This is a genomic window from Secundilactobacillus pentosiphilus (assembly GCF_002217985.1).
GTDB lineage: Bacteria > Bacillota > Bacilli > Lactobacillales > Lactobacillaceae > Secundilactobacillus > Secundilactobacillus pentosiphilus.
In genome coordinates, this window is record NZ_BCMI01000011.1 from 1 (window position 1) to 17,502 (window position 17,502).

The window sequence follows — 17,502 nt, forward strand, 5'->3', positions numbered from 1 at the left end:
TCATCAGATGAATTATTGTATTTCATCTGACAACCATAAAGGGATTATCGCACTCCGACAATGTTCGTCGGAACTGGCATCTTTTGCGTTACATGGCTAGAATCTAAATTTTGAGACATTGAACTAAAGTGCAATCCCTTTTTGTGCCCTCATTATTAACGGTTATTGCCCGGCAATCGCCTTGATCGCAGCTGCATAGATTTCCATGGCAGTGACCATTTTTTCGACTGCCCACTGCTCGTCAACCTGGTGCATGTAGTCTGGGACACCTGGCAGCATCGCTCCGAACGCCACGCACTGGTTCATCGTCCGCGCGTAGGTGCCGCCGCCAGAAACCTGCGGCCCGGTATCATCACCGGTAACTTCATGATAGACAGCCATTAATTTTTCCACTAACTCACTGTCTTTCGGTACGTATAGCGGTGCCAAATAATCAAAGTCCTCATAACGATAACCAAACGCCGCCACTTTCTCGGTCATTTTTTGAATCAGCTCGTCATGGTCCACGGTTACCGGGATTCGCATGTCCACCTGCATCCGGGTCTCCTTTTCGCTCACTTCAATGTTTGAAATATTAACGGTGAGCTGACCGGAGGCTTCATCCGATACCTCGCCGACTAAGTTCGTACCGGTCGCGTCTTCCTTAAAACAGCGTCCGATAATCCCAAGCGGGCCGTCCGGAAAGACTTTATCCAGTGCCATCGCCAGCCGCAACACCGCGTTAGTGCCCTGCGGCGCTAACATGGCATGGACGGATTTTCCGGTGACCGTAATGCCGTTCTCATCGGTGTCGTAGTCAAAGCCAAGATCAGCCAGTGCCGCTTTCACTTCCGCTAACTTGGGCCCATTGTACTGTGCTTTAGCCGGTACGGCATTGAACGCGTTTTGCATTGTCAGGGTAAATTCAGTACTGCCCGGCCCCACAAAGTAGGACTGCTGCAAGCCCTTTTCGGCGTACGTCACCGGGAACTCGGAATCTGGGGCGATACCGTGAGTGATCGGTTCTTCTTTTTGCTGATACACGGCAATTCCCCGCCAAAGGGTCTCTTCGTCAGTCCCAAAGATGAACTGAATCCGTTCTTTGAAGGTCACGCCAGCGTCCATCAGCGCCTTAACTGCGTATAATGCGGCCACTGACGGCCCTTTATCATCCTGAACACCCCGACCATACATCACACCGTTTTCCACGGTAAGGTCAAACGGGTCATGGTGCCAATCGGCTACATCACCAGCCGGAACAACGTCGACGTGTCCGAGGATGCCAAAGATTGCTTCGCCTTCGCCAACCTCAGCATAACCGTAATTGCCGTCCGGATCAGTGTAGGTTTTAAACCCCAATTCGGCGCAGATCCGCATCATTTCATCTAGGGCATCTCTGATGGGCTGGCCAAACGGCGCGCCTGGAACTGCTTCAGTGGTACTCGAAGGATGTTTTACCAGCCGTTTTAGCGCGTCAACGGCGGCTTGTTTGTGAGTTGGTTTGATGTAAGTTTGCATGTTTTGGGCCTCCTTTTTTTCTGTGTCGGGGGATAATTTTATATTGCTGAATCGAGCTGCACTAGGCAAAGAGCTGCATCTCACACCTTGCCTAATCGGGCTACAACAAGCAGAGAGCTGCATGTAAGGGACAGCCACCCAAAATCCAAGTTCGGGATTTTCGGCGCCCGCCCCTTACACTCCGCTCTCTAACCGCTTGTTTCCGCACCTTGCCTAATCGGGCTACTCCAGGCAGAGACTTGCACCTAAGCCAATACCGGTATAAATCCAAAACCGGGATTTTTACCGGCATCAGCTTAGGCTCCAGTCTCTAACCGCCTGTATCCGCACCTTGCACCTTACAATATCGCCAACACCCCCAAATACACACAACTAACAATGAACAGATAAATCATCAGTTTAGCAATCCACTTCCACCACACGCTAATGTTGATGTGCGCAATGGCCAAAGCCCCCATCACAACACCTGAGGTTGGGGTAATCAAGTTTACCCAGCCCGACGCTGCTTGGTACGCCGTAATCACAACACTGCCGTCCACGCCCGCAAATTTACCCATTGGGCCGATAATTCCCATCGTTGCCGACGCTAAGCCTGAAGTTGACGGGATCAGGAAGGACATTGGGATGTAGAAAATGTACGTGATGATAATGAAGACACTTTCTGAAAGGCCCTTAAGTCCCAGTTCACCCCAGTGCAGCACCGTGTCGGTAATCAAACCATCGTTCATCACCACTTGAATTCCACGGGCCACCCCAACGATAATTGCTACGCTCAGGAAGTCCGCCATTCCGCTAATAAAGGCGTTGATGAAATCTGCTTCCTTCATCTTGTAAACGAACATCACAACTACTGACATTAATAGGAACAGCATGGTAATTTCTGAGAAGTACCAGTCACCCATCGGTACCATGTCGCTACCTAATAAGTTGCCTAAGAACGGAATACCCGCTAACCACTTCGTTGCACTTTCAAAGAAAGTCCATTTGTCATTGATCGTACTCCAAGGGATCAAGCCGATAATCATCAGTAAGAAAGTCAGCCCGAATAACGTTAGGACACCCTTTTGCCGACCAGTCATCGTACCGGCATCATCCGCATCACTTACGGAGAAGCGGTCAAGGTCTTCTTGACGCTGTTCGAATATGGCAGACTTGCTAGGATCTTTTTCAACCTTTGACGCGTAGCGGTATACGTACCAGATACTCACGATCAGTGTGATCACCAGTAAAATTAACCGCGGGAAAATTCCCTGTCCCATGGAGAGGTCCAGTGTTTGACTGGCCACCCCCGTCGCAAACGGATTCACGGTAGACGCCAAACAGCCGATTTGTGACCCGACTAAAATAATTGCCACCGCGGTCAGTGAATCAAACCCGACACCAATCATGACGGGAATCAGCAGTGGGTAAAACGCAATGGTTTCTTCCGCCATCCCGTAAGTCGTTCCGCCTAACGCAAACAAAATCATTAAAATTGGAATCAAGCGTTTTTCTTTACCTTTATATCTGCGGACGACAGCACCGATACCGTCATCCAAGGCTTTCGTTTTATTAACGACGCCAAGAAAGCCCCCGATTACCAAAATAAATAACGAAATAGAAATTGCGCCTTCAGTATGGTCATTACCGATCATCCCGTAAACGGGTGCCATAAAGACATCCCAAATACCTTGCGGGTTGGCGGTCACGGATTTATACGTATGCGCAATAATATTGCCAGCTTTATCTGTGTTATAAGCCCCAGCTGGAATAATCCAGGTCAAAATGGCTACTAACGCAATGATCATGAACAGAATGGTATACGCTGACGGCATTTTAAACCGTCTTTTTTTGGGTTCCGTTTTCGGTGCTTGCATCGTCCTCATCTCCTTAATACGATTGTTTTTACAATTTTTAGTTTATCGGAGATAAGTAACCAAATTATGACCATTCTTTGAAAATTTCTAATTTTTTTACTGATTATTATCATTAATCTTTACTTATCTACTAACCTCTGTGTCATCTGATTAAAGCTTTCTCTAATTATTGGGCGTTAATCATCATGTCGTCTTGGCGGGCTTAGGGCTAATTTTAAAATTAGCCAATCAATATTGTGATGCTTGCGGGTATCAACTTCCATCGGACCTATGCTATAATCCCCTTGAAAATGTCATCACAGGAGGGATATTAATGATTGAAGATGGCTTCATGAACATTCAAGACGCAGATCCAGACATTATTGTCGACCTTAAGTACGCCACTACCGACAACTTTACCGGCCGCGTGATCTATGACTTTACGACCGCGATTGCTCGCACGGGAACCGCTAAAAAGCTTGGTAAAGCTGCTAAAGCACTGAAACAGCAAGGGTTCCGTATTAAAGTGTGGGATGCCTATCGACCCGTGGAGGCGCAGGAAAAGCTGTTCGAAGTGGTTTCGGACCCTACTTGGGTGGCCGAACCCAACCCGAATTACTCCCATCAAAAAGGGGTAACCTTCGATCTGACCCTCACTGATTTGAACGGTCAGGAAGTGGAAATGCAAACGGGCTTTGATGACTTTACTGGTAAAGCCGTCCGCGATTACCCCCGAACGGCCACTCAAGAAAAAAATTATCAAACCTTACTTGCTGCCATGACAGCTGCCGGCTTTGTCGGTTATGAAAACGAGTGGTGGGATTACCGTGACGCGGAGATGGATCAGTACGGTCCGCTGTCAGCCGATCCCAACGATTACGCTAAGCCCTAAAAATATGAGCCATATGTTAAACATTCGGCCCGAAACTGACTATACTATTACATGGTGATTACCACCTCCAAACGATCAGTTCAAGTACGTGGCTCCGTAGATATACGACCAGGCTTGACTATGGTGATTACCCCCAACCCCATCAGGATTGGACACGAGTTAACTCAAAAAGACACCGCCCTTTATGTGAAGGGCGGTGCTTTTCGTATTGCTGATTTTGTTTTACTGTTCGTTATTATCAGTCACTTGTTTAACAAAAGAGTGATCCGGCACCCGAATCAACGTAAAGCGGTTAGCTAAACGGCCCGCGTGCAGACCGATCCCGTTTAAGAAATTCTTCTTATAGGTCGTCTCAACCACGCCGACCCAAGCTTTTTGGTGCCGCTTTTCCATTTGATTAACCTTGGCCTTGTTCCACTTATACGATGAAGCTACTAGGTTAATGGGGTGTTTCCCTGACGAAACCGTGGCACTGTCACCGGGTACAATGTTTTTTTCACCCTGCGTATAGAACGTATAGTATTGTGCCGGTTTACGGCCATTACCCGTCTTAACGATCACGTAATCCGATTTGTCAGCCATACTGGTATCCAAAACCAACGGCTTATATTGGTAGGAAACCGTCACACGCTGAGGGTTAAGCTGACGTACATCCTGAAACAACGTGGTGTAGCCCATGCCCCATAAGCCAAGCAGAAAAATGACCAGTTCAAGACTTGATTGAGTGATGTTTTGCCACGACCAGGAGCGCTTCTCTTTCACTAAAAGCTTCAGCCGGCGCACCCGCATATCGTGCACCATCCAAATTAAGTAAATTAATAGCAGGAGCCACAGCCCCATGCCGACTAAATTCCATGCTGATTTCATTTTTATTCTCCCATTCTCATCCATGATTTAACGCTTTTATCGCTTTGTTCCATCTAGAGAAACGCTTAACTTCCCTCTAGATTATCGAAAGTGCGCCTTAAAAACAAGTCCTTAGGTAGAATTGTTTCACTAGCCTATAATAGCATTATACAACACAACTAGGGGGCTTTTGAAATGTGTACCAGTCTCACGTTAACAGCGGCAGATGGCACCCACCTGCTGGCTCGAACAATGGACTTTCCCAACGTTGATCCATGGCGGCCCACCGTTCTTAAAGCCGGCACGAAATGGCGGCCGATTTTAGGTGAACAACACCTCACCCAGTACCGCATCGTCGGTTCCGCGCGCCACTTGAACAAACACTACCTTTTTGGCGACGGTTTAAACAGTGCCGGGCTGAGCTGTGCCGAACTGTACTTTCCCAACCGGGTTCACTACTATGATGAACCGCAGGCCGATATGACGAACCTGACCCCTCAGGACCTGATCTTGTGGGTGCTTAGCCAGCACAGTACCGTAGCAGAAGTCGCTGCTGACCTGAAAAACGTGGCCCTGATAGGTAAAGTCTGGTACGCGGAAAATAAGGTCTACCCCTTCCACTGGCTGTTAGCTGACAGCACTGGCGCCGTCGCCGTACTGGAGCCAACTGCACACTCGCTGCGATTAATTGATGATCCCTTACACGTCCTGACCAACACGCCGGAATTAGCCGACCACCAGAAACGTGTTAACCGCTTTTTAACTACTGACTCTGCTCACTTGCCAAGCGCTGCTAGTCAGTGGTTAAGGGATAACAAGCCGTTGCCAGAAGGTCCGATTCCCACCAACCGCTTCATTAGAACAGCCATCAATCTTTGGGGCCAGCCCCAACCGGCAGCGGCAAAAACTGCCGTGTCACGAGCGAAAGCCATTCTTGATCAGGTCGTCATTCCAAAACAAACCGGCAAGCAGCCGACCAACCATAATTTTACCCACTACATTAGTATCATCGATATGTCCCATCTGCGCTATTTGCAATTACCAACTGATGGAACACCGCAATCGGAAATTAACCTGTAATCAACTGAAAAATAGTCCTCAAAACCGTGATTTTAAAACTAATTGCGGTTTTTTTGCTTTATTTTGATGAAAATTTCCCCAATTTTCCAGCGTTTGTTACAATTCTGAAATAAACAGCTAAGGCTTGTAGTACCAGCATTCAGTACGGCTCTAAAAATGGTATTTCAGCCAAAAATTACGTTTCTGTCGTATTCATTAATCTAATAGATAATTCACTGAAACATTACTGTAACCTACAATTGATACACTTAGTCTCGTTGAATTGATTAAGACAAATATGAATTTTAAAAAGTTGCACTACATAAAAAGGGGATATTTAAGAATTATGAAGAAATGGTTTATTAAACTTGCGTTAACAGCAATTGCAGTATTCGGTTTTACAGTTGCTTCCAATATGACTCACAGTACCACAGCAAAAGCCGACACACCTTCTTACTCAAAGATCTATAAAGTTGCTAGCCGTCAACTTGGCAAACCATACGGCTGGGGCTCAACTGGTCCTTCACGTTTTGACTGCTCAGGCTTGACGTCATACGTCTACAGAAAGGGTGCTTCAAAAGTCATCCCGCGTACTGCCCAAGCACAATACAACAATTCTAAGAAAGTTTCATACGCCCACGCTAAGAAGGGTGACTTGGTTTTCTTTGGTGGCAGTAAGCACAGTATCAGCCACGTTGGGATGTACATTGGCCACGGTAAAATGATTGATTCTCAAAACCGCGGTGTGATCATTGAATCCGTTAAGGCCCCTTGGTGGCACCATGTTGGTACCGCTCGAGTAACGCCCTTAGATTAATCATAACAAAAAATACCCCAGAACCTGATTATCAGTTGGATAATCAGGTTTTTTTGTATCATTTATGTTCTTTCTGCTAGTAATCAGCAGTTGGACCGCTTAAAAACGGCAGCTAACGCTCTGTTAGGCGTCGAAACGAAGCATCTACCACATCTGGTAGAAAAATGATAAAGTTATGCTATATCTTGTTGCTTTTTTCAAACAGATGTTCTACGATTAACATATCGAGAAAAAGGAGACTTAAGCCGTGAACAAACAAAAGCCGCAACAATCACACATTCAGATTACGGTTCGCTTTGTGGAAAAGAAAAACGGAAAAAAAGCGCTCTTTGACGCGCGGAAAATCCTTCGTAGCTTAAACCACTTAACGCACGATGACCGTCTGATCCGTCGTATCAACGCCCTTGTTCTTGCCCAAATTGCCGGCTACTCCCAGATTGACACGGCAACGATTCGCCAGTTGATCATTTCGACTCTGAACCTGCTTGAACATCCTGAATTAGCCAAGCGGTATTCGGAGTATCGTCCATCTGCCACTAAACAGGATCAGTTTAAACAACTGTCTTTCTTTAACTTTTAACTTACTATTTTTAATCAGCATCAGCTTGACGGTCAGTTTTTTAACCGTCAAGCTGTTTTTTTACTCTAGACAAAAAAGCAGCATCTCAAATTGAGATGCTGCTGTACGTTAATATTAAATTATGAACTCAGCTGTGATTCTAAGTCGCGTAACTCGGCTACACGAACTTCACGCGGTAAGAACCGGCGAATTTCTTCTTCGTTGTAACCAACTTCCAAACGCTTATCATCAAAGATAATTGGCCGCTTAATTAAATCAGGATACTTAACAACTAAGTTAACTAACTGACTTACCGCTAAATCATCTAAATTGATGTGTAATTTTTTAAAGACGTTTGATCGCGTAGAAATAATGTCCTCACTGCCGTTTTCGGTTAAACGCAGAATCTGCTTAACTTCATCGGCATTAAGTGGATTGGACTTAATGTTACGTTCCTTAAACGGAATGTGATGATCTTCTAACCATGCACGAGCTTTACGGCTTGAAGCACTGCTTGGTGCAACATATAAATTAATCATATCTAAGCACTTCCTTTATTTCGCTTTTCCTAGTAACAAATAAAAAACTAAAACAAAAGCAAAGGTGCATCTTAAATTCATTTATTACTAAGTCCCCAACACCTCATCACGAACAAGTTCATAATACCATCAAAATTAGAAAAATTCAATACTACTTTTATAGTTTTCCCCTTGTGAAAAGATATTTATATTTCCTGGTGAAAATCGTTGAAAATGTTATAACCACGCTTGTTATAACAAAATCATCTTGTGTACGTTTATAAAATTGATTTATCAATTTATGAATCCGTTATAACGTGCTGAAACCCCCGATTTACCTGGGGTTACTTACTCTTTGGAAGTTAAATTTGACACTCAATATTTGAGTTTAATCATTAGTGAATTTGTTATTGCACCGTAAGTGATGAGATTATAGTAATCAATAAAAACATGGGTTACAATTTATTTAACTTATTTGGGGGAGTGGTTTCATTGACTTCGTTCTTTACAATTTTGCTGCTAGTGGTTGCCGCGATTGCCGCCAACATTATCTACGCCATTTATCCGAAAATTCCGCTGGCCTTTTACGAAATTATTGCGGGAATACTGCTGTCGCTAGTACCGCTTTTCAATCATTTCCATTTGGAACCGGAAATCTTTATGCTGGTGATCATCGCGCCACTAATGTTTAATGACGGTCAAAATACCGACATGCACCGTTTACGCAAAAATATCAGCTCCACACTGTCCTTAGCCATTGTGCTGGCATTGGTCACCATCCTCGCCGGCGGTGCGCTCACTCATACTCTCTGGCACACCCTGCCGTTAGCGCTGTGCTTTGCATTAGCTGCGATCGTCACACCGACAGATGCCGTAGCCGTGACCTCAATTACGTCTGGTATTGAAGTCCCCGAACACGTCATGGGGGCGTTAGAAAATGAATCACTCTTCAATGATGCTTCCGGCATCGTGGCCATGGATCTGGCACTGACTGCTTTTAGTACCGGTGAATTTTCGCTGGCCCAAGGAACGGAACACTTTTTGGTCGTCTTCTTAGGCGGAATCGCAGTCGGCGCCGTTCTTGGAATGCTCATCGTCATGATCCGGGTGTTCTTTCAGCGTAAAACGCTGGACACCATCTCTGTCATCCTGCCGTTTAGCTTATTGACGCCGTTTATTGTTTACTTAACCGCCGAACACTTCGGCTTTTCCGGTATTTTAGCCGTGGTGGCTGCCGGCATCGTTCACGGTATCCAGGGTCAGCGGCTGCGGTTAACTTCAACTCAAACTCAAGTGGTCACCAAGACCACCTGGGAAACGGTGACCAACCTGCTTAACGGGTTCGTCTTCGTGTTACTGGGGGCTTCGATCCCAAGCGTTTGGAATGACCTTTCAACTACTGAAATGCGTGACTTACCACTTTTACTCATGACCGCGGTGGGCTTGTATCTGCTGATGACGCTGATGCGTTTCCTCTGGTGCATGTTTAACTTGGTTTCACTGCCGTTTAAGGAGACTCGTATCAAAGATAGTGTCGTGATGGCATTGAGCGGTGTTCATGGTACCATTACCCTGTCAATGGCCTTCTCGTTACCCCTAACTGTGGCTAACCACGTTTTCCCGTTTCGCAGCGCCATTATTTTGATTGCTGGCATCATCATTTTGCTTAGTATGATCGTCCCTACTTTATTGTTGCCGTTTCTCTTGCCAAATAAACAGGCACCCTACTCCGCTGATGAGTTTAGTGAACAACTGGTCAAAATGGTCAACTTCGCGATCGATCAGCTGCGCAGTTTAAACGATCAATCCGGCGCGTTACCCGGCGTCATTGAAATTTTAAACAGTCAAAAAAGCCAGTACCGAAAAAACGCAAATTCTAAACTGGTTCATCAGTTGCTGGAACAGACCGAGGAAGTGGAGCAGTCAACCACATTAGAAATGATCGACAAGGGTGAAGTTGACGCCGCCATTGGCTGGCAGTATATTCGTGCGGTACTCTTTCAATCACAGTTCGCTTTTCTCACACCTTGGGAAACAGCTAAAATGTGGGTCAAAATGCTCGGTTTTCGTTTATTCCCTAAAGCCTCTCGCAACCACTTCAATAAGGCCTTTGTGAAAACGCGTCAAGCGAAGATGAAATCGCTCCAAGGACACGGTCAGACCAAGGAATTTAATGAATTTCAAAAATTCTATCGCGACCATCAAAACGACAAACTCCCTACTACTGATAAACAAAAGAGCAGACAGCAAAAACAGCTGGCACAATCAACTACGCCAAAATTACTGCCTGCCGTCAAGCAAATCGACAATTTACCGCAGGCTCAGCAAACTAACCCTGCCGTGCGGCCAGCTCGCGGACACCGTCATGGGCGCCGACCACAAGGCCACGGCCGAAACGTGAGTCGGGAAGCACGGGCAGCGTTTGGTAAGTTAAGCGAAATCGGCTATAACCGGGTCATTGGCTACCTCGATTCCATTGAAACCGACGATAACCGCCAGGAAATCGACGTCCTTCGTCACTACTACAATCAGCGTCACACGCGGCGAACTAAGAGTGAAGAAACGAGCGAGAAAGAAAACGAACTGTTCTTAATGGCCTTTCAATTTGAATACAGCTACGTGCAGGGCGTCAGTCAGCACGAACATCTCTCAAGCGAATTGGTGGATGAACTTCATAAGAAAATCTCGATGGACCAGATGGTTTATATGCAGAACGGCAATTAAATGAGGGGCTTAACTATCGAAAAATAACCATTTGGTTACCAAACTGTTATGTTATCTTCACACTTTCTTCACATTTCGGCTTTATATTACTAATAACCTAATATTTAAGGATATTAAGTAAGCTTTTTCATTTTACTCCTCCAAAGTAAAATAAATTTCCGTGAACCCCATCACGAAAATGCCTACTCCTATGTTGGATCTACCCTCCCCCGGGTGGATCTTTTTTTGTAGGGTGCGAAGGCAAGCGCCTAGAGACTGGAGCCTAGTGGGGAAAAGGTGGAAATCCCGGTCTTGGATTTATGCCTTTTTCCTACTAGGTGCAAGTCTCTGCTTGCTGGAACCCGACTAAATCCAGGGTGCGAAAGCAAGCGCCTAGAGAGCGGAGTGTAAGGGGCGGACGACAAAAATCCCGGGTTTGGATTTTAGTTGGCTGTCACTTACATGCAGCTCTCTGCTTGCTGGAACCCGACTAAATCCAGGGTGCGAAAGCAAGCGCTTAGAGACTGGAGCCTAGTGGGGAAAAGGTGGAAATCCCGGGCTTGGATTTATGCCTTTTCTTCACTAGGTGCAAGTCTCTGCTTGCTGGAACCCGACTAAATTCAGGGTGCGGAAGCAAGCGCCTAGAGACTGGAGCCTAGTGGGGAAAAGGTGGAAATCCCGGGCTTGGATTTATGCCTTTTTCCTACTAGGTGCAAGTCTCTGCTTGCTGGAACCCGACTAAATCCAGGGTGCGAAAGCAAGCGCTTAGAGACTGGAGCCTAGTGGGGAAAAGGTGGAAATCCCGGTCTTGGATTTATGCCTTTTCTTCACTAGGTGCAAGTCTCTGCTTGCTGTAGCCCGACTAAGCTCAGTCGCCAGAACCCAGCCTGAATTTTAGTCACGCCCTTAATCACCCCAACTCCTCTACATAACACTGGTATTCACCGAGTTGCTATCCCGACAGAAAAAAACTATAATTTTCTATAACATTACTAACCGCATTGGAGGAAACGAAATGGTCACACTCACGATTCTTTCAACCAGCGATACGCACGGCTTTATTTTTCCAACTAATTACGTCAAGCCCAGAGCAAACATGCCGTTTGGACTCATTCGGGCCGCAACTGTGCTTGCTAAGGAACAGCAGTCAGCACCGGGGCCGGTAATCACCATTGATGATGGTGATTTTTTAGCTGGTTCACCTTTAGCCTACTATGTCGCTCAGGTGCAACCGCATTCAGACCCGCTGCCGCTAGCCAGGATCTACAATCAAATCCACTACGATGCCGAAATTTTAGGCAACCATGAGTTTGACTATGGGACTGACTACTTGGAGCGCGCGCTGGCTGCTAGTGACCGCCCAGTTGTCAACGCAAATATTCTGGATAGTGCTGGCCGGCCGCTTTTTGGTCAGCAGTACCGAATCATTGAACGTGCTGGCATCAAAATTGCTATTTTAGGATTAACGACCCGCGCCGTATTACAGTGGAAGAATCATGATAACGTCAACGAAGAAGTCCACTTCCACACTGCTGTTTCGGTTGCTAAGGAATTAGTACCTCGGCTGAAGAAAATCGCCGACGTTGTCATCGTATGTTATCATGGCGGTTTTGAACGTAATTTAAAGACGGGCAAAATCATTGAATCGCTGAGTAACGGCGAAAATGAAGCTTATCAGCTGCTCTCTGAAGTCAAAGGGATCGATGCCTTGATCACTGGGCATCAGCACCGTAAAATAGCGACCAAGGTCTTCAACGTGCCGGTGACGCAGCCTGGTTACCGCGGTGAAGCCGTCGGTAAAATCATTATTAATCTAGAACCGTCAAGGGATGGTGGGTACATCATCACTGACAGAGGCGCTCATTTAATTGAGACAAAAAACGCCGAGTTTGACCGAAACGTTGCCATTTATAGTCATCAGCTTGATAAAAAGGTGGATCACTGGCTAGCTGAGCCGTTGGCACAGATAGATGGTGATCTGACCTTCAAAAGTGCTCAGAAGGCCAGAATGAACGAAACTGCCTACACCGAATTTATTCAGCACGTACAAATGACCACGATGGGTGCTGATATTTCTGCAACCTCACTATTTAATAATGAAGGTCACGGATTTGAAAACCCCATCACCATGCGCAACATCATGACGAACTACGTCTATCCAGATGGTCTGGCCTTAGAACTCGTCACCGGCCAAGAACTAAAGGCGGCCCTTGAAAAAGCTGCGACTTATTTCACGCTTAATTTAAACGATCAAATCGTTGTTAATCCGGCATTTTATTCCCCGAAATTACGCCATTATAATTATGATATGTATGAAGGTATCAACTACCGGATCAACGTTGCTAAACCGGTCGGCCACCGTATTGATAAGCTGCTGTACAAGGGTAAGCCTGTCACCGACGAGCAAACCTTCAAACTTGTCTTGAACCGTTACCGTGCTGGTGGCGGCGGCCACTATGATATGTTCCGCGCAGATAAGATCATTGCGGAAAATAAAACTCCGATGAGTCAACTAATTGCCGATTACCTGAGGGCCCACTCGGTGATTAAAGCAACAGCCGATCACAATTTTGAAGTGGTAAACGAGCCGGAATAATAGGCTAAAAATGATACTACAGAATATTTCAGAAACCGCTATTACTTCTATATTTCATGTGCTATAATTTTCTTAATTTAAAATAATAGTGTCTTTACAAATCCTACTAACTGAGAGCAATTAAACTCGTGGCTATTTTAGTCATAGTATCCTGACAAATCCTACTCAGTTAAAGGGCCGGTCAGCATCTTCCGATGCAGACCGGCCTTTTTTTAAACTTCATTCAATCGAGTCGCGTGTTTGATCAACCGCCTTTCACCAATGTATTGCAGCTGGTAGCGTTGCAGCAGATCTAAGCTCGACAGCGTCACCTCCTGAATCGTGTAACTGCTATCGTGTGCTCTAAACGTCAGACTGTTGGTTGCAATGTTGATCTTGGAAAAATAACAATCTAAACTCGTACAACTGGTTATTTGATCATCAGACCGTTTAAGCCGAATGGGCCGCTTACGTTCAATATGAATGGCATCATTTGGATAAAGTGAGCAAATAAAGCGATCCTGCTTTTGCAGTACTTGCCAGTCACAATAAGCTTTTCGTGGTGTAATCACCCGGCTAGGCAACGCGTCACTGCCTAAATCAGTTGGATAAATTGGTACACCAACGTATCCGCGATTACCACGAAAAATATCTACTCGGACTAGATGCGACTGTCCGCAGACCCCTTTTCCTTGTCTAACTGGGGTTACCAATGTGGCTTTCTTGGCCACTTTAACTTTGGTAATGGTCATTGTACCTTTGCGTGTAGCTATTGTCAGCCGATTATCAGTAAATGCCTGGCGACCGCTGCCACCAGCCAGGATCAACGCTTTTTTAATTGCCTCATAAACAGCTTTGTTGCCCCCGTCTTCGGCTAATTGATAGACGCCTTTGTTCCCCGTAATTTTACTTTGATCCTGAGATAGTTTCAGAGTGTTGATTGGCACTCGCTGCAAAATCAGGCCAGTTTGGGCTAACTGCTTTTTAGAGTATACCGTCTCTTTATGTAACTCCCCCATGATTTTGCGTCGGGTAAGCCGCACAACAAATAAGGGTCGTAACTGCTTAATTTCTTGTGGCTGGTAATGTTGCCAATGCTGCCGCGCCATGACCTTCGCTGGATCAGTCGAAAGCCGGCCATTTAACTCAGCTTTAAACTCTGACCACGGCAGCGGTATTTGATTACTAACCTGTATGTAATTATCTTGCAGATCATTAATTTTATGATCAAATCTTTGAAATACTGACCCGAGTGCACTATGATGACTGATTTCTCGTGCCTCACTGTAGCGGGCAAGCGTCCGCAAATATGGCGGCACCAGGCAACCAGTCATCACCGCAACAGCAGCGTGTTTTAAATCCGTCTCTTGACTCAATTTGGTGATACTAAACCGGCGTAACAGCTGCCTTGTCATCCGCGCATTGATCGACGTTACTGGTACTCGATATTGAGATGTGAATTTAACGTTTTGACAAAAATACTGTTCCAGTAACTGGTTAACGTAGCAACCATCACCGGTATTATGATGATACCATCCTTCCTGATCGCTTAAAGTCGCACCGGCTTTTAATAAGCGTTGCCGTTTATAAAACGAACTGATGATTTGTTCTACTCGCTCGCGATAACCTGACTGCTTTTCAACCGCCAAATACGCTAACGGGAGCTGATTTCCCTTATTCTGATTATTAGCGGTACTTGTCACCACTTTGTTTAAGTAACTATCATCGTAGCTCAGCGAGTAGGGCACGATGTGATCGATCTGGTAATCTGCGTTGCAGAATAGCTGCTCAGCATTAATGGTCTTACCGCTATAAAGATCAATGCCCTGCTGTTCGGTGTACAGCAGCTGCTTTAAAATGTTTTCGCCGTTAACAGGTACCCCGATCTCCGCTAGCTGTTCAGCAAGCTTCGCGTTGCTTTTTTGATGTTTTTGGCGACGCTTTTCATCGTCGATCCGTTCTTGAAACGACCGGGTAAGCTCAGTTGCTGTTTCAAGGCGAATCGCATCTGGCCGCCCGTATTTTTGAACGATCTGCTTCACTACCTTAAGTGCCGTCATCACAGCTCTTTTAATTACCGGACTAGTCAGGTTACGCTGCAAATACTCACGGTCAATTTGCTGATTGGCTAGTGCATACCCCGCCGTTTCAACGGCAACTTCAAAACTGCGTCCCCGCCAAAGATACGGCCAAAGCTGCCGCATCGTTTTAAGTGAATATAGACTATGAGAAGTATAATTCAGCTTCAATAAACGCTCAATTTCAACAGCCGATAACACCGTCAATTCAGCTAAAGCCTGCCGTTTAGATTCACCACTTGAATAATTGGTTAAAATTGTGCCGATTTGATCGATCAGGTCACTGTTATCCGCGTAAAGACTGTCTTGCAAGGCCTTTTTTATATTATTGACTGGTTTAAAGTCGATAATTCGATGGCGTTTTTCGGTTTTTTTAAAGTCTTTATCCGTAGCGTAATTAACCAAATTAAAGCGTTCTTGATCCGTTAAATCGAGCACGCGTCTGGCCTGGGAAAAATCCAAGCGTTGCTTTTGATGGGCGAAAGCAAGCAGTGAATGCCGCTGGACCGCCGTCAATAAAGTACCGTTGCGATCATCCTCACTGATGAGCCGAATTTCATTCACTGTTTTTAATAGTTGAAACTCGCAGTAACTGCGGGTCGCTTTGGCCGCTCGCATTTCATTTGGATCTAAAATATCGTTTCCCACCATTTTTTCAATCAGGTTGCCACCGTATCTACTGGGAGCTCCCGGCCCCTGATCAAAATTGCGTTGACTCGTTAAAATTGCTATGTAGGTTTGCTGAAAAGCAGCCGTTATGTTGGTGTTAAATCGTCTTTGGCTGTTAATAATGAGTCGCGCTTCTGACTCGATCCATTCACGTAGGGGCTGAACCAATGGATCTTCTAAATAATCCTTATTATGTTTAAATGCTTGAAAATGGTCATCATTAACCATCATCTCGCCCAAAGTGCGGTACTGCCCGCTTTGAAAAATTTGCTTGGTTACTTGAATTGAATGTAACAATCGCCCTAATTCAAAATCGTTTTTGGAAGCCGGCCCTGTAAGCTCGGCTTGACTATTAGACTTGAAGCCGCGATGACCGGCTAAATAATATAACACTTCAAATAATTCCAGGTTAGTCAGTTGTTCATCAAGACCACGGACCCGTAACTGCCAAATGTCTTGATGGGCACGTTTTTGACTAAAAAAAGCGGTTAACTCCACTTGTGTTAATAAACCCATCCGCTTAAACAGCCGTGCGACCCGTTTCTTTCTAAATCGTGCTCGGCGGTATCGCCGACGGGCAATTCGGTGCTGACGTGTTTCCAATGCTAATGAGGCACCATCTTTGACCTGCTCCGCTTTTGGAAACATGACACTGTTCAGTGTAAGGATCTTGTTTGGCCGTCCCTGACCATCCGTCTGTAAAACGGCATAGCCAACGGATGAAACACCAATATCCAAGCCAATCAAATAACTCATCTGGTCACCTTCTTCAATGAAATTGACGCTATGAAAAAGATCGCCCCCACCTCAGTCTGAGATAGGGGCGAGAGCTTTACGGCAGTTCCGTAGAACGCCTTATCATAGTATCCTTACAAATCCTACTAAGTAAGAATGCAACTCAAACTCAAGTTGTCTATATATGATGCTATTATAGCGATTTTAAATTAAAATGTCACCCGTTTCCTCTAATTTTTTAATCATTTATTAATCTTAACCATTTTAATACTAGCTTTGGAAAATTAAGTTTATCAGCTAATGTCTTAATGAATCCCCAGTTCCAAGCGCGTCTGTCGCGACATTTTTTTCACCGACCACGCTGGTTCCCAAACCAGCGTGATCTCAACTTGCTCAACTTCAGTCAGGTTCATTAGTTCCGCCTTAATTGCATGGTCCAGATAACCTGTCATTGGGCAACCTGCGATGGTTAATGTCATTGATACATGACAGATACCACTCATTATTAAATCAACATCGTAAATCAAGCCTAAATTAACAATATCCACCCCTAGCTCTGGATCGATCACGTTTCTTAAAGCCGCTAGTGCCTGACTCTTAAACAAACTATTGTTTTGCATTTGAGATCCCCCATCTACTTAACGGTAATTCAGTATCTAAATTTAATTAAATAACACATGAGCAGGTCTGCCCATGCGTTATTTACTAGCTATCATGCA

At 45.4% G+C, this 17,502-nt stretch carries 12 protein-coding genes; 6 read left to right on the forward strand and 6 right to left on the reverse strand.

Annotated features, from left to right (window positions below; translation table 11 throughout):
* Positions 1-162: 162 nt before the first annotated feature.
* On the reverse strand, positions 163-1,497 hold the full coding sequence (locus CES81_RS06685) for a M20 family metallopeptidase (protein WP_089121164.1): 1,335 nt from the start codon (positions 1,495-1,497) through the stop codon (positions 163-165).
* Between the two features lie 338 nt (positions 1,498-1,835).
* The gene (locus CES81_RS06690; protein ID WP_089121165.1) at positions 1,836-3,353 is read right to left on the reverse strand and encodes a YfcC family protein; all 1,518 of its coding nucleotides are present in this window, start codon (positions 3,351-3,353) and stop codon (positions 1,836-1,838) included.
* Positions 3,354-3,666: 313 nt separating this feature from the next.
* Between CES81_RS06690 and CES81_RS06695 the strand changes: the two genes are divergently transcribed.
* On the forward strand, positions 3,667-4,224 hold the full coding sequence (locus tag CES81_RS06695) for a M15 family metallopeptidase (RefSeq protein WP_089088430.1): 558 nt from the start codon (positions 3,667-3,669) through the stop codon (positions 4,222-4,224).
* Between the two features lie 222 nt (positions 4,225-4,446).
* On the opposite strand, the gene CES81_RS06700 is transcribed toward CES81_RS06695, so the two are convergent.
* Complete coding sequence (locus tag CES81_RS06700) at positions 4,447-5,091, reverse strand: LVIS_2131 family protein (protein ID WP_089121166.1); 645 nt, start codon at positions 5,089-5,091, stop codon at positions 4,447-4,449.
* Positions 5,092-5,265: 174 nt separating this feature from the next.
* Between CES81_RS06700 and CES81_RS06705 the strand changes: the two genes are divergently transcribed.
* The 3 genes from CES81_RS06705 (at position 5,266) to CES81_RS06715 (ending at position 7,526) form a co-directional block, all read left to right on the forward strand.
* The gene (locus CES81_RS06705) at positions 5,266-6,150 is read left to right on the forward strand and encodes a linear amide C-N hydrolase (RefSeq protein WP_089121167.1); all 885 of its coding nucleotides are present in this window, start codon (positions 5,266-5,268) and stop codon (positions 6,148-6,150) included.
* 325 nt (positions 6,151-6,475) lie between these two features.
* Entirely contained in the window at positions 6,476-6,946 is a 471-nt protein-coding gene (locus tag CES81_RS06710; RefSeq protein WP_089121168.1) for a C40 family peptidase, read from the forward strand.
* A gap of 247 nt (positions 6,947-7,193) precedes the next feature.
* On the forward strand, positions 7,194-7,526 hold the full coding sequence (locus CES81_RS06715) for an ATP cone domain-containing protein (protein ID WP_089088434.1): 333 nt from the start codon (positions 7,194-7,196) through the stop codon (positions 7,524-7,526).
* A gap of 119 nt (positions 7,527-7,645) precedes the next feature.
* Here the strand turns inward: CES81_RS06715 and spx are convergent, their stop codons facing one another.
* Positions 7,646-8,044, reverse strand: a complete 399-nt coding sequence (gene spx / locus CES81_RS06720) for a transcriptional regulator Spx (protein WP_089088435.1) — start codon at positions 8,042-8,044, stop codon at positions 7,646-7,648.
* 471 nt (positions 8,045-8,515) lie between these two features.
* Here spx and CES81_RS06725 point away from each other — a divergent pair, with 471 nt between their 5' ends.
* On the forward strand, positions 8,516-10,747 hold the full coding sequence (locus CES81_RS06725; protein WP_180949749.1) for a cation:proton antiporter: 2,232 nt from the start codon (positions 8,516-8,518) through the stop codon (positions 10,745-10,747).
* A 994-nt stretch (positions 10,748-11,741) separates the two neighbouring features.
* Positions 11,742-13,322 (forward strand): bifunctional metallophosphatase/5'-nucleotidase, encoded by a 1,581-nt coding sequence (locus CES81_RS06730; protein WP_089121170.1) that lies wholly within the window; start codon positions 11,742-11,744, stop codon positions 13,320-13,322.
* A gap of 212 nt (positions 13,323-13,534) precedes the next feature.
* Here CES81_RS06730 and cas9 read toward each other — a convergent pair whose 3' ends face one another.
* Together cas9 and CES81_RS06740 are read right to left on the reverse strand one after the other, a co-directional pair.
* Positions 13,535-16,804 carry a type II CRISPR RNA-guided endonuclease Cas9 gene (cas9, locus tag CES81_RS06735; protein ID WP_089121171.1) on the reverse strand — a complete coding sequence of 1,090 codons (3,270 nt, stop codon included), beginning with the start codon at positions 16,802-16,804 and terminating at the stop codon, positions 13,535-13,537.
* Positions 16,805-17,088: 284 nt separating this feature from the next.
* Positions 17,089-17,403, reverse strand: coding sequence for a metal-sulfur cluster assembly factor (locus CES81_RS06740; protein ID WP_089121172.1), 315 nt, complete (start codon positions 17,401-17,403; stop codon positions 17,089-17,091).
* Positions 17,404-17,502 lie beyond the last annotated feature (99 nt).